Genomic DNA, 13,695 nt, shown 5'->3' on the forward strand with positions numbered 1-13,695 from the left:
GCTGATCGCCAGTCTAAATATCTCCCAAATTTGTCAAGAAAAGCTCGCTTGGAACCATCTCGACCTGCTTTTCTCTAAGAACACAAGGAAAGTAGCATAATGAAGTGGGAGGTATTGAACAGTCTCCGTACAAGAAAAAGTATGATAATGAAATCTATTTCTTGACAATTAACAGATATTAGTTAGACTGAATTTATCTAGATAAGTGAATCTATCAAGATGCACGATGCAAATCAATTACCCGGCATCGTTGCAAGACCTTATTATCTCCCCGTGAAACGCGATTCCCTCTTTTTCAACGCCTTGTACATCTACGATGCCAATGTGAAATACGAGAGAAAGCTGAGTGAAAAGATGAGCATTCAGATGCGGGGATCCATGTTGCATAGTTCTGCCACTTTGCAATATAAGGGTGATAAATATGGTAAACTGGATCGCTTGTTTATGCTCTCGCCCAGCCTGGCTATGAGCTATAAAACGGCACATCTGGAATACTCCGGAGGCTGCAACAGTTATCATACTTTTATAGGGGACGATTCTTACTTTGACATCTGGCCTTTCTCCGCATGGGACGCCTTTTTGGCGCACCGAACCCGCATCAAACGCTTTCACATCAATTCCGTCTCTCCCTTTGCCGGCATCGAATACAGGAGTAGAGATACGGATGAGCCGGGTTTGACATTTTCCTGTAAAATGACCTATAATCACCACTTTCTTGATGATGACATCCTGATCAAGAACCGCAGAGTAGTGCTGTATCCCTTTCTCTTCAGTTATGAAGATCTCCATTTTGACTTCTCGGACGATCTAGACGCACATCTGGAGTTGAAACCCACTATTTATTACCACTTCAGCGACGGTAGCATCGCCCTGGAAATCACACAGTTGGCGCCGATCAAGTGGAGCAAGCTTACTGATTGGGATGCCCATGCACCTTCCGGCCCTACAGGCGAAAAAACCAATCAATGGGGCGGCACTCAGGCTCAACTGAGTATTAGTGTTTGTTTCTAAAGTATACGGGATGTACAGGATCCCGAGAAATGTAGCATTCTCACAACTCACGAACGTTTTTCTCGACAGATTTACCGGCTGCTATATTTAGGTTTTTAACTAAATACCTAAGGATGCCCAATGTCTGATAACGTGTTCAAAGCTATTGCCGACGCTAATCGCCGCAAAATCCTCAATCTGCTGAAGACTCATGGAACTCTCAGCGCAGGACAAATAGCTGAACACTTCGATTTCACTAAGGCCAGTTTGAGCGAGCATCTCAAGATACTGCGCAATACCGGCCTGATCTACGCCTCCAGAAAGGGGCAATACATATACTACAGACTAAACACCAGCATCTTCGAAGACATTCTGGCATGGGTAGTAAACTTAAGAAAGTGAGGAATCATGAAGCGCTTGAAACACTTTACCGGAACCATCATCCTGCTTGCAGCATATCTGGCGGCAGTAGTAATAATCGCCACAGCCCTTCCAGCGGATGCTCTGATCCCTATCCACTGGAATATTGAAGGCGTAGTTGACGATTTTACCAGCAAAAGCTCAGCTTTATTTCTGGCTGTACTGATGGTGGTGGGTATGTTCTTGTTACTGTACCTGATGCCCTATTTCTCGCCCAAATACAAGCGGCAGGCAGAAAGATTTGACCGTATCTTACCCTACATCTCGTTTATGATGGTGTTATTTCTCGCTTTACTAAATCTATACGGTCTCTGTTATCCTTTGGGTGCAGATATGTTGCCCTTCAATCCGGTTTTGATCATCATCGGTTTCATGATGATGTTTTTGGGAAATCTCCTGCCCAAATTGCCGCGGAACTTCTTCGTTGGTATCCGCACTCCCTGGACCATCTCTGATGAAGACAACTGGTATAAAACTCACCGGATTGGCTCACGTACCTTCTTTCTGGGTGGCCTGGTGCTCGTGCTAAAAGGCTTCTTGCCCTTGAGTACCACAGTGCAGATCATTAGCTCCTGGTTGGCACTGGTGCTCTTGCTATATCCCCTGTTCTATTCGCTGTACATGTTTAAGAAACAATCGCATGAAGAATAAATCAGGGGTTCTTTCCATCGGTATATCCAAGTCCAGCCATTTTCAAGACAAGATCATATCATCTTTATTGATTACGAGATAGGTAGATTTGATCAAGCGATGACGATTTGAAATTTAGGGTGAGGGTTTTAGTCATTAGCAGACTTGTGTGACTCCATTTAACTTACATAATGCTATTGGAGTTTATTTGACCTTACATATCTTTTTGTGTACCTATATGTTATACGGTCAAATGGACTTCAAAAGCAGGGGTGGACATTATGCATTGTCTGAAGTCTATTAACTTATTCTATCAGAGAGAGAGATAGCATAGATGGCTGTGTCCAGAACATTGTTCGGGTTTTACCGGATCTATCTGGTATAGAAGAAAAGGATGTGTGAAATTTGCGGCAAGGATAAAAATGTCTTGGCACAATATGTGAGTCGTATTAGAACACGCGTAGGGCCATTTATGGGCGACACTGGACTAAGTCCTAAACTTCTCTGCGCTCAGCTTTCAGTACCCCGGAAACAAACCCGCAGCACGATCTTCACAAACTCTCAAACTAAGAATGAAGAACACATGTGAAGCCTGAGACTACAACAGCCTCGGAGAGGGGAAACACCACTAAAAAACACCATCAGAGATGACGTTGGTGTCTGAATATTGACACCTCAGGTGAGGCGCAATGACGAAAACGGGCCAGAGGCACGAGTTACAAAGTGTGGTAGAGCTTTCTGTAGCTCCGAAAGAATGAGGCGTAGCATCGGAATGCTACGATATGGGACGTGTCGAACCCTCACCGCAGCGCCGTTCATCTGCAATACTGCAGAACTAATTAACTAAGAACAACGAACCAAGAACTAGTGAACTGCGAGCGCAGCGAGCTCCAACAGGCCGAAGCCCAACCTCCATTATTCATTATTCATTTAATACGAGCTTTAGCGAGCATTCTCCATTTTTGTCCCAGTGCTGTCCGCCATATAGTATATGAAGGGATTTTCTTCGCATATGATCTTTGAAGTGCATAGAGTGAACATTATGTGTGGGAGAACACGTATCGGGAGGGACATCTGCAGCTTATGCCCATAATCTCCACGCAGGGAAGGCTTTGATCTGCTTCGGCGAAGATTTCCCTTGACTATGTAGTGATCTTAATAATATTATGTATAGACCTTATAAAGATCAATCCCGTAAGGAGGAAATATCATGTTTTTAAGCGGATCACAATTGAAAGAAGTATTCCAGAAGGCCAAGAAGCAACGTTTTGGGATAATCGCATCCAATGTCGTTTTCGATACTCAAATCCGAGCTATCATCCAAGGTTACAACAGTGTGGGAAGTGACGGATTGATGCAGATGAGCAGCGGTGCCTGCAAATACGCTGCTGGTGAAAGTCAGGATATAAAGATCGGAGCACAGCTTATCTCCACCATGATCAAGACCTTTGCGGCGCAATTTCCCAAAAGCGGAATTGGTTTGCACATCGATCATGCCACCCCAAACTACTTTGATTTCATAGTATATTGTATCGAGAATAATCTTGTAACCTCCGTGATGATCGATGCATCCAAAGAGAACCTCGCAGAAAACATCCGCATCACCAAAGAAGTGGTGGAAGTGGCTCATAAACACGGTATCCTGGTAGAAGGCGAGATCGGGCACATCAAGGGAGCGGAAGACGAAGTTGTATCCGAGACCGAGCTTTACACTCATCCCGAAGAAGCCCTGGAATTTGTTCAGAAAACCAATGTGGATCTCTTTGCCGCCAGTGTGGGCACAAATCACGGCGTATCCAAGGGTGAGAACATAGTACTACGTCTAGATTTGGTGAAAGAGATCGATGATCTGCTGATCAAAAACAGCTTGGAACGCGGATTGGTGTTGCACGGAGCCAGCGGTCTGACCGATGAGCAACAGCGTGAAGCCATCAAAAATGGTGTGGTAAAGATCAATAAAGACACTCACTATCAGATGGATATGGCACAAGAGATCCAAGCTTATTGGGAAAAGGAGAAATATGCCATTGTCTGCCCGCCGGACACGGATCCCAAGGCTTATGTGCCAAACAAAGGCATATTTGATCCGCGCAAGTGGCTGATCAAAGGCGAAAACAAAATGCAGGAAACAGTGAAGAGCTTCTGCCTGGTTACCGGTAGCGCACACAACAGTATCCTGCTATAGGAGAATGACTATGATAAGAGTAGCGATAAATGGATTTGGCCGCATCGGACGTTTGGTACTGCGCGCCTTCATCAAGTTCCACCCCGAAGTGGAAGTAGTGGCGATAAACGACCTAACAGACGCCAAGACTCTAGCCTATCTCTTTAAGTACGATAGCGTTCACAAACTCTTTGACGGCGAAGTGAGCCACGACGATGAAAGCATCACAGTGAGCGGTAAAAAGATCAGGATCTTTGCCCAAAAGGATCCCGAAACGCTTCCCTGGAAAGATCTGGATGTGCATTATGTGGTGGAAGCCACAGGTATATTCAGAACCAAAGAGAAGGCTGGAAAACATCTCAAGGCCGGTGCTCAGAAGGTGATCCTTACCGTGCCTGCAAAGGATGATGTGGATGCTACTATCGTGATGGGAGTGAACCACCGCGATCTAAGAGCTACAGATATGATCGTGTCCAACGCATCCTGTACCACAAATTGCCTGGCACCGGTAGCGAAGGTCTTGCACGATCGTTTCGGCATTATCAACGGATTGATGACCACCATCCATTCTTATACCAACGATCAGAACATTCTGGATCTGCCGCATAACGATCTGCGTAGAGCCCGGGCCGCAGCAATGAGCATGATCCCCACCACCACCGGAGCTGCCAAAGCAATCGGACTGGTGATTCCCGATCTGAAAGGCAAGCTGGACGGGCTGGCGGTAAGAGTGCCCACTCCGGACGGTTCTCTGGTGGATTTGAGCGTAAATCTGGCACGCAGCACCAACAAAGAAGAGCTCAATATGGCCATGAAAGAGGCTGCGGAAGGGTATCTGAAAGGATATCTGATGTATTGTGATGATCCCATCGTTTCCATTGATATCGTGGGGAACTCCCATTCCTCCATTTTTGATGCTGGTGGAACCTATGTGAAGGATAACATGGTGAAAATCCTCAGTTGGTACGATAACGAATGGGGCTATAGCTGCCGCGTTGCCGACCTGTTGATGTATATGAGCGGTTTGGAATAGATACATAATTGCAAAGTTCTATCGTGCGAGGGACGTCCTGCAGGGCGCCCTTCGCATGAAGCATCGCGCTGGAAGCGGAAACAGAGATTAGTAAAGGAAGCGAAAACTGAAATATGACAAAGAAGTTGTTTTGGCTGTGGCTTTTGGTATTGATTGTAGTAAACCTCATCCCCATTGGCAACGATACAAACCAAAGCCTGAGCAGAAATAGATTGTGGGTGTTCCGGCTGGATTATCTGGCACATGCCATCATGATCTTGTGCTTTGCTCTCATCCGGATCTGGGGTGCTCTTCATAATGTGCGCTGGTTCAAGCGTTGTGATGCGCTGAAGTACTCGGCAATCGTGCTGGCTTCTGGTGTATGCCTGGAGCTATTACAATTGGGAGTACCCTGGCGTAGTTTCAATCCCACAGACATGATCTACAATCTGGGGGGAGCAGTATTGGCAATAGGCTTCATAATGCTTAGCGAAAGCTATCGGCGGGCTTGAGATAAGCATATATGCCATTCAGATAAAGGGTGTTCATAAGAAGAATAGGCAGACTATACCCCATTTTACAGACCTCATTCAAAGATAAGTGGATCGATTCCCTCTGGCAGAAAGGCGTCACACCTTCAATCGACCGATTTTCATTGACATAAACCTGATGGCAAAATTGAGTGATAACAAAAGGTGATTTTTATCTAACAAAAATATAGCATAATAAGGAGTTTACCGAAATGGCTAAACAAACAAAAGCTACGATGGACGGAAATGGCGCTGCTTCGCATGTGGCATACGCTTTTAACGAGGTAGCGGCAATCTACCCCATTACTCCGTCATCCGGTATGGGTGAGCTTTCGGATGCATGGGCAGCTGAAAACCGTAAGAATATCTACGGTACCACCGTGGATGTAATGGAAATGCAATCCGAAGCCGGAGCTGCCGGAGCAGTACATGGCTCTCTCTCCGCCGGAGCACTTACAACTACTTTTACAGCCTCTCAGGGTTTGATGCTTATGCTGCCAAACATGCATAAGATCGCCGGAGAGATGTTGCCTACAGTGTTTTATGTGACTGCACGCTCTTTAGCAGCACAGTCTCTATCGATTTTTGGCGATCATTCCGACGTAATGAGTGCCCGTAACACCGGTTTTGCGATGATCGCAAGCAATAGCGTCCAGGAAGTAATGGACTTGTCGATCGTAAGCCAATTGGCCACCTTGAAAAGCTCGATTCCATTCCTGCACTTTTTTGATGGATTCCGCACTTCTCACGAATTGCAGAAGATCGATGTAGTGGATTATGAGACCATGAACGAAATGCTGGATCACAAGCTGGTGGAAGATTTCCGCAAACGCGCCCTCACTCCGGATGCTCCCCGTGTAAAAGTGGGACAGCAAGGCCCGGATGTATATTTCCAGGGACGCGAAACCAGCAATTTACATTATGATAAAGCCCTCGACATTATCCAGGAATGCATGAACGAAGTAGGCGCCAAGATCGGTCGGCACTACAATCTCTTCGATTATGTGGGCGATCCCGAAGCAACAGACGTGATCGTGGCAATGGGTAGCGGATGCGAGACCATCAGCGAGACTATCGATTATCTGAATAGAGAACGTGGAATGAAGCTGGGCTTGGTAAAAGTCCGCGTATATCGTCCCTTCGGTGTCAAGCAATTCCAGGCTGCTCTGCCCAAGAGCGTAAAGCGCATAGCGGTTCTGGACAGAACCAAAGAACCGGGCAGCATTGGCGAACCGCTTTATCTGGATGTGGTTAGCGCATTGCAAGGTAAGAACCTCAGCATCATCGGCGGTCGTTATGGCCTATCCAGCAAAGAATTTACTCCAGACATGGTGCTGGCAGTTTACAAGCATCTGCAAAAAGGCGGATTCCATAGCTTCACAGTTGGTATTGAAGACGATGTAAGCAAGCTCTCTTTGCCGCTGGATGAGCACATCCAAACCGTTCCCGAAGGTACTATCTCCTGTAAATTCTGGGGTCTCGGATCAGACGGAACAGTGGGCGCTAATAAGAACAGCATCAAGATCATCGGCGACAACACCGATATGTATGTGCAGGGCTATTTCCAATACGACAGCAAAAAGAGCGGCGGCATCACCCGCAGCCATCTGCGTTTTGGTAAAAAACCCATCCACAGCCAATACCTGGTTACGCAAGAGGATTTTGTGGCTTGCCACAATCAGGCTTTCATCGGCAGATTCGACCTGTTGAACGGCATCAAGGAAAATGGCGTATTCCTGTTGAATTCGAACTGGAGCATGGATGAAGTCTTCAATAATCTTACTTGTGAGATGCAGGAGACTATCATCAACCGCAAGATCAAATTCTACAATATCGACGGCCTCAAGATCGCCGCAGAAGTGGGACTGGGCGGCAGAGTAAATACCGTAATGCAGACAGCGTTCTTCCTCATCAGCGGTGTAATGGATCGCAAAGAAGCCATCGGTTTGATCAAAGAATCCATCCGTAAAACCTATGGCAAGAAAGGCGAAGAAGTGGTTCAGATGAACCTCAACGCTGTGGATAAAGTAAATGAAGCCCTGGTGGAAGTGAAGATTACAGCACAAATGCCGGATACCTGCGGCCCTCGTAAACAACTGGTACCCAGAGACGCAACTGGATTTGTAAAAAACGTAATCGAACCCATCATGCGCGAGCAGGGCGACGTTATAAAGGTTTCCCAAATGCCTCTGGATGGCTTTGTGGAAAGCGGAACCGCCAAGCTGGAGAAACGCAGAGTAGCTCCCGCAGTTCCCAAATGGATATCAGAGAACTGCATCCAATGCAACCAATGCTCCTTTGTGTGCCCCCATGCCGCAATCCGGGCGAAACTGATTACCGAAGCAGACCTGAAGGATGCTCCGGAAAGTTTCAATACCATTAAAGCTATGGGCGCTGAAGGTTATCAATACAAAATCCAGGTCTACATCGACGATTGTCAGGGCTGCCGCGTATGTGTGAACGAATGCCCCAAGAGCGCTTTGGTAATGAATCCCATCGAAGACGAGCGTGCAGCCGGAGAACAGAAAAACTACGAATTCTTCGAAAAGCTTCCCAGCGATGTATTAGCAAACTTCAAAGAAACTACCGTGAAAGGCAGCCAGTTCAAACAGCCGCTCTTCGAGTTCTCAGGTGCTTGCGCCGGTTGCGGCGAAACCCCGTATATCAAACTGCTTACTCAATTGCACGGTGATCGCATGATCGTAGCTAACGCTACGGGATGCTCCTCCATCTACGGTGGAACCTTCCCCACAATCCCCTATTGCAAAAACAAAGACGGCCATGGTCCTGCATGGGCAAACAGCCTCTTTGAAGATAATGCAGAATATGGTTTGGGAATGCGTCTGGCAGTTAAATCGCATCGTAAACAACTGAAGCTGGCTTTGGACGCTCTGATGGAAAAAGGCATCGATCCCGAACTGAAAGAAGCGCTGAAATACAGCTTGGAACACTGGGATGCAGTGGATCAGGAAGCAAAAGAGAACGCCCGCAAGATCCGCAACCTTCTGCCCAAAGCCATCCAAAACGCCTGCGAAGGCTGCGCTAAACTCCTGCGTAGAGTGGATGAATTGAAGGATTACTTTGTCGAGAAATCCATCTGGGCAATCGGTGGTGACGGCTGGGCCTACGATATCGGTTACGGCGGATTGGACCACGTGATGGCCTCCAATCAGAGAATCAACGTCCTGGTTCTGGATACCGAAGTGTACTCAAACACCGGCGGTCAGGCTTCAAAATCCACACCGATGGGTTCTATTGCACGCTTTGCCGAAGCAGGTAAGGCTACAAACAAGAAAGACCTGGGTATGATGATGATGAACTACGGCTATGTGTATGTGGCTTCAATCGCTATAGGCGCAAACAAAAACCAGGCCCTGCAAGCCTTTAAGGAAGCTGAAGAGTATCCCGGGCCGGCAATCATCATCGCCTATGCTCCCTGCATAAACCACGGCATCGATATGAGCATGAGCCAAAAACACGAAAAAGCCGCAGTGGAAGCAGGTTATTGGCTGCTGTATCGCTACAATCCGCTGAGACGTCTGGAAGGCAAGAACCCGCTTACCCTGGATAGCAAAGAACCCAGCATGAGCATTGCTGATTTCATCAAGACAGAAAACCGCTATAGCCGCCTGTATCGTATCTTCCCCGAACGTGCAGAGAAATTTGAAGAAGGCAGCACACAGTTCTTCAAAGAACGCTATGAGCAGTATAAGAAAATGAGCGAATAACTCATATAGAATCAATAAATAAGGGGAAGCTTGATAAAGGCTTTCCCTTTTGTTTTATTACCCAATTGCACTATTTTATCTTAAAACACTTTTAGGATGTAATAATGTTATCAAGACTGATCCCCATCATACTTATGCTGGTTCTGAGCACCAGCCTCGCTGCGGTAAAAAACCGTAGATAAAGTGGATTTGAACCGTTATCTGGGCAGATGGTATCAATATGCCTACTACCCCACCAAGTTTCAACCCAAGGACGCAGCGCTTTCTGCTGCAGACTACTCCCTGGATAAAAAGGACAAGATTATCGTGGTAAACACCAGCTACAAAGACAAAGCTGGCACGCAGATACTGAAGCAAGTAACCGGCAAAGCACATGCTGTGGACAAAAGCAACAGTAAGCTCAAGGTAACTTTCTTCTGGCCCTTCTATGGTGATTATTGGATTGTGAAGCTGGATAAAGACTATCAATACAGCGTAATTAGCGATCGAAAACAGAAGTATTTGTGGATACTTTCGCACAGTCCACGTATGGGAAAAGATACTTACAATGAAATCTTGAGCTTCCTGAAACAAGGCGGTTGGGATACATCGAAATTGGTGGTGACAGGCATCCAAGACTAACGCAACCAATATTTGCACTTGACAAAAGCCGCTACAGCTATCTTTTTGTAAGATTTAGCAAAATATAGATGTAGCGGCTTTATCGTACCGCATGGAGTTGAACATGGATTATCCCTTTACCGATATCGAGAAAAAATGGCAAAAAGTCTGGAAAGATAACGGAATTGCCCAAGCTTCAGACTTGAGCGACAAACCCAAATACTACGTTCTATCGATGTTTCCCTACCCTTCCGGGGTACTCCATATCGGTCATGCCTCAAACTACTCCATAGGTGACGCCATCACCCGCTTGAAACTGATGGAAGGTTACAATGTGATGCAGCCCATGGGCTACGACTCATTCGGTATGCCCGCGGAGAACTATGCTATTACCCACAACTCCCATCCCCGCCTCACTACCGAAGAAAACATCACCAATATGCGCAAGCAATTCGATGGCATGGGCTTCTTCTTCGATTGGGATCGCGAAGTAAGCACCTGTCGTCCGGATTACTACCGCTGGGGGCAGTATATCTTCAAAAGGATGTACGAACAAGGCCTAGTTTACCGCAAAAAGAGCTTCCAAAACTGGTGTAATCAGTGTAACACTGTTCTGGCAAACGAACAAGTTGAAGAAGGTGCATGCTGGCGTTGCGGCAGCGAAGTAATCCAAAAAGAGCTGGAACAGTGGTATTTCCGCATCACCAAATACGCTGAAGAGCTGCTTGATTTCTCTAATGTAATCGAATGGCCGGAACGTGTGATGACCATGCAGAAACACTGGATCGGCAAAAGCGAAGGCGCTCGCATCGAATTCCCCCTTCCGGATTCGGCAGAGAGTATAGCCGTCTTTACCACCAGACCGGATACCATTTACGGAGTAACCTTCATGGCAGTTCCCCCGGAACATCCTCTGGTACAGAAATGGCTGGAGGAAGAGCCTGAAAACCATGCCCTGCATGATTTTTGCAAGAAAGTCATAAACGAAGACAAAGTGCTACGTTCCAGCGCTGAGACCATCAAGGAAGGCATCTTTAGCAAACGCTATTGCATCAATCCTTTGAATGGTGACAGAGTGCAGATTTGGATAACAAACTATGTGCTAATGGACTACGGAACCGGTGCTGTGATGGCGGTTCCCGCCCACGATCAGCGCGATTTTGACTTTGCCAAAAAGTACGATATCCCAATGAAGATCGTGATCCAGAATCCTCTAGCCGGACTGCACCTGAATACAATGACAGAAGCTTATACTGAACCGGGAATAATGGCAGCCTCCGCCCACTTTGACGGGATGGCCAGCGAAGAGGCAAAAGGCGCAATCACAGACTGGATTGCCCAGAACAACTGGGGGGAAAAGACCGTTACCTATCGCCTGCGCGATTGGGGCATCTCTCGCCAGCGCTATTGGGGCAATCCCATCCCCATCATCCATTGCCCCAAATGCGGTGTGGTTTTGGTACCGGATGAAGATCTTCCCGTGCTCTTGCCGGACAATGTACAAGTGGGCAAAACCACATCCAATCCCCTGCTAAGTGTGCCAGAATGGCTAAACGTGAAATGTCCCCAGTGCGGAGAAAACGCAAAACGCGAAACCGACACCATGGATACCTTTGTGGATTCCTCTTGGTACTATGCCCGCTATGCCGATGCTCACAACCAGGATCTGCCCTTTGATCCCGCCAAAGCCGATTTTTGGTTGCCCGTAGATCAATACATCGGTGGCATCGAACATGCCTGCATGCACCTGCTTTATGCCCGATTCTTTTACAAATTCATGCGTGACCTAGGTTGGGTGAAAGGCAATGAACCTTTCCAACGCCTGCTCACACAAGGCATGGTACTGAAAGATGGCGCTAAGATGAGTAAATCCAAAGGCAACACCGTGGATCCACAATACATAGTAGATCGCTTCGGAAGTGACACCTTGCGCGTCTATCTGCTCTTTGCCTCGCCACCGGAAAAGGATGTGGAGTGGAACGATGAAGCGCTGATGGGAGCATTCCGCTTTTTGAACCGCATCTACAGGCTGATCGAAAGCAATCTGGATGCCATCAAAAAAGGTCTGCAACTCACAGCTGACACCGGTAAGCTCTCCCCAGAGATGAAGACACTGCTCTACAGCTCGCATTCATGCACAAAGAAATGGCTGGAAGACTGCAATCAACGCATGCAATACAATACCGCCATCGCAGCCATCATGGAACATCTAAACCATTGCGTGGCCATTAAAGAGCCGGACCTGATGGATAACGACGCACTGGCTGTATATGCAGAAGCATGCAGAATTATCCCCCAATTGCTCTACCCCTTTGCCCCGCATATTGCAGAAGAGCTATGGCAGATGATGGGCTTTGATATCCTGCTGCATGAAAGCGGTCTGCCCGGATATGAAGAGAAGTATCTGATTCAAGATACCATCACCTATGTGATCCAAGTAAACGGAAAGATCCGCGGCAAACTGGAAGTTGCTCCGGATACTGATCCCGAAACACTAAAGGAAGAAGCCTTGAAGGTAGAGAATGTGAAGCGCGCTCTGGAAGGATTTCAGATCAAGAAACTCATCGTGATTCCCGGAAAGATGATCAGCATTGCAATCGGGAAATAAGCTGCTTTGATATGAGAGCGAAGAGGCTTACACGGGTTTTACTCAGTTCCTCTCAGCCTGTATTCTTCTTTCACCGGGTAGGCCATCATCAAGCGGAATTGTATCCTGAAGGGCTAAGCACAAAGACCTTTTCTGATAGTCTGAAACACCTTCTGGATTTGGGTTATCGTTTTACAAGCCTCAGAGAAGCTCAAGCTGATTCACACACTCCCGGATATCCCAGAGCTGTACTTGCCGCAGATGATGGTTTTTCCTGCATTTACCATGAAGTTCTGCCGATCATTAGGAAACACCAAATTCCACTCACAGTATTTATGATCGGATGCTGTATTGACAACCGTGCCCTGGCTTGGAACCACAAATTGATCCAGATTCGCCATCATGCGGATGAAAGTGATCTGTCTGATGCCCTAAGCTCCCTTCAAACAATGTATTCACTCCCAGCAGACGGCAGCATCTCTCATCGGATGTTTTCTGTTCCGGATCACCACAAAGATGAGTTCTGTGATGAGCTTTGGGATCGCTTTTGCCCCACATCACAAGAGGAATACCTTGCCCGGAAGAAACCATTTCTCAGCTTGACTCAGATGCAAGAGTTGCAGAATTATGGAGTGGAATTCGCCTTGCACAGCCATAGCCATGCAGATGTCAGCCGCTTGTCCTATCCCCAGATCTGCGATGAACTACACAAGAACAAAGAAGCTCTTAGCGATGCCGGATTTGAACCCCTGCCTTTCTTTGCCTTTCCATACGGCAGAGAGTGCTCTCCCGGCTTGCTGAGCGATCTGTGTAAGGATACATCCTTAAAGGCATGCCTGGGCATTCGCTATCGCTCTTCCGATAATCATCCGAAAAGCAGACTCTGGCAAAGAGTATCCCTGGAGCATTGCCCTTTCCCCAGCCTCAAAGAGCTTTGGCTGGTGCCACGTCTTCGGCGTCTCAAGGACGCCTTATCCTTATTCTAGTAGTCAATTAATCTTTGCTGTCTTTATCAAAAAAACTCTATGAAAGTG

General features: G+C 47.1%; 10 protein-coding genes. All 10 read left to right on the forward strand.

Annotated features, from left to right (window positions below; genetic code table 11):
- Positions 1–219: 219 nt before the first annotated feature.
- Positions 220–1,011 carry a hypothetical protein gene (locus PHF32_07435; protein ID MDD4560549.1) on the forward strand — a complete coding sequence of 264 codons (792 nt, stop codon included), beginning with the start codon at positions 220–222 and terminating at the stop codon, positions 1,009–1,011.
- Between the two features lie 120 nt (positions 1,012–1,131).
- Positions 1,132–1,392 carry an autorepressor SdpR family transcription factor gene (locus PHF32_07440; GenBank protein MDD4560550.1) on the forward strand — a complete coding sequence of 87 codons (261 nt, stop codon included), beginning with the start codon at positions 1,132–1,134 and terminating at the stop codon, positions 1,390–1,392.
- A gap of 6 nt (positions 1,393–1,398) precedes the next feature.
- Positions 1,399–2,061, forward strand: coding sequence for an SdpI family protein (locus PHF32_07445; GenBank protein MDD4560551.1), 663 nt, complete (start codon positions 1,399–1,401; stop codon positions 2,059–2,061).
- 1,189 nt (positions 2,062–3,250) lie between these two features.
- Complete coding sequence (locus tag PHF32_07450) at positions 3,251–4,225, forward strand: class II fructose-bisphosphate aldolase (GenBank protein MDD4560552.1); 975 nt, start codon at positions 3,251–3,253, stop codon at positions 4,223–4,225.
- Between the two features lie 4 nt (positions 4,226–4,229).
- The gene (gene gap / locus PHF32_07455) at positions 4,230–5,237 is read left to right on the forward strand and encodes a type I glyceraldehyde-3-phosphate dehydrogenase (GenBank protein MDD4560553.1); all 1,008 of its coding nucleotides are present in this window, start codon (positions 4,230–4,232) and stop codon (positions 5,235–5,237) included.
- A 113-nt stretch (positions 5,238–5,350) separates the two neighbouring features.
- Positions 5,351–5,728: a VanZ family protein gene (locus PHF32_07460; protein MDD4560554.1), complete on the forward strand. Its 378-nt coding sequence runs from the start codon at positions 5,351–5,353 to the stop codon at positions 5,726–5,728.
- Between the two features lie 230 nt (positions 5,729–5,958).
- A complete protein-coding gene (gene nifJ, locus PHF32_07465; protein ID MDD4560555.1) occupies positions 5,959–9,474 on the forward strand; it encodes a pyruvate:ferredoxin (flavodoxin) oxidoreductase in 3,516 nt (1,171 codons plus the stop codon).
- A gap of 183 nt (positions 9,475–9,657) precedes the next feature.
- Complete coding sequence (locus PHF32_07470) at positions 9,658–10,095, forward strand: lipocalin family protein (protein ID MDD4560556.1); 438 nt, start codon at positions 9,658–9,660, stop codon at positions 10,093–10,095.
- Between the two features lie 103 nt (positions 10,096–10,198).
- Positions 10,199–12,682, forward strand: coding sequence for a leucine--tRNA ligase (leuS, locus tag PHF32_07475; GenBank protein MDD4560557.1), 2,484 nt, complete (start codon positions 10,199–10,201; stop codon positions 12,680–12,682).
- An 11-nt stretch (positions 12,683–12,693) separates the two neighbouring features.
- Positions 12,694–13,647 carry a polysaccharide deacetylase family protein gene (locus PHF32_07480; protein MDD4560558.1) on the forward strand — a complete coding sequence of 318 codons (954 nt, stop codon included), beginning with the start codon at positions 12,694–12,696 and terminating at the stop codon, positions 13,645–13,647.
- The last annotated feature ends 48 nt before the right edge of the window (positions 13,648–13,695 follow it).

The organism is Candidatus Cloacimonadota bacterium (assembly GCA_028706475.1).
Classification (GTDB): Bacteria; Cloacimonadota; Cloacimonadia; order Cloacimonadales; family Cloacimonadaceae; genus UBA5456.

Coding starts and splice junctions, on each gene's coding strand:
- PHF32_07435 (MDD4560549.1), top strand. CDS start 220: ATGCACGATGCAAATCAATTACCCGGCATCGTTGCAAGACCTTATTAT.
- PHF32_07440 (MDD4560550.1), top strand. CDS start 1,132: ATGTCTGATAACGTGTTCAAAGCTATTGCCGACGCTAATCGCCGCAAA.
- PHF32_07445 (MDD4560551.1), top strand. CDS start 1,399: ATGAAGCGCTTGAAACACTTTACCGGAACCATCATCCTGCTTGCAGCA.
- PHF32_07450 (MDD4560552.1), top strand. CDS start 3,251: ATGTTTTTAAGCGGATCACAATTGAAAGAAGTATTCCAGAAGGCCAAG.
- gap (MDD4560553.1), top strand. CDS start 4,230: ATGACTATGATAAGAGTAGCGATAAATGGATTTGGCCGCATCGGACGT.
- PHF32_07460 (MDD4560554.1), top strand. CDS start 5,351: ATGACAAAGAAGTTGTTTTGGCTGTGGCTTTTGGTATTGATTGTAGTA.
- nifJ (MDD4560555.1), top strand. CDS start 5,959: ATGGCTAAACAAACAAAAGCTACGATGGACGGAAATGGCGCTGCTTCG.
- leuS (MDD4560557.1), top strand. CDS start 10,199: ATGGATTATCCCTTTACCGATATCGAGAAAAAATGGCAAAAAGTCTGG.
- PHF32_07480 (MDD4560558.1), top strand. CDS start 12,694: ATGAGAGCGAAGAGGCTTACACGGGTTTTACTCAGTTCCTCTCAGCCT.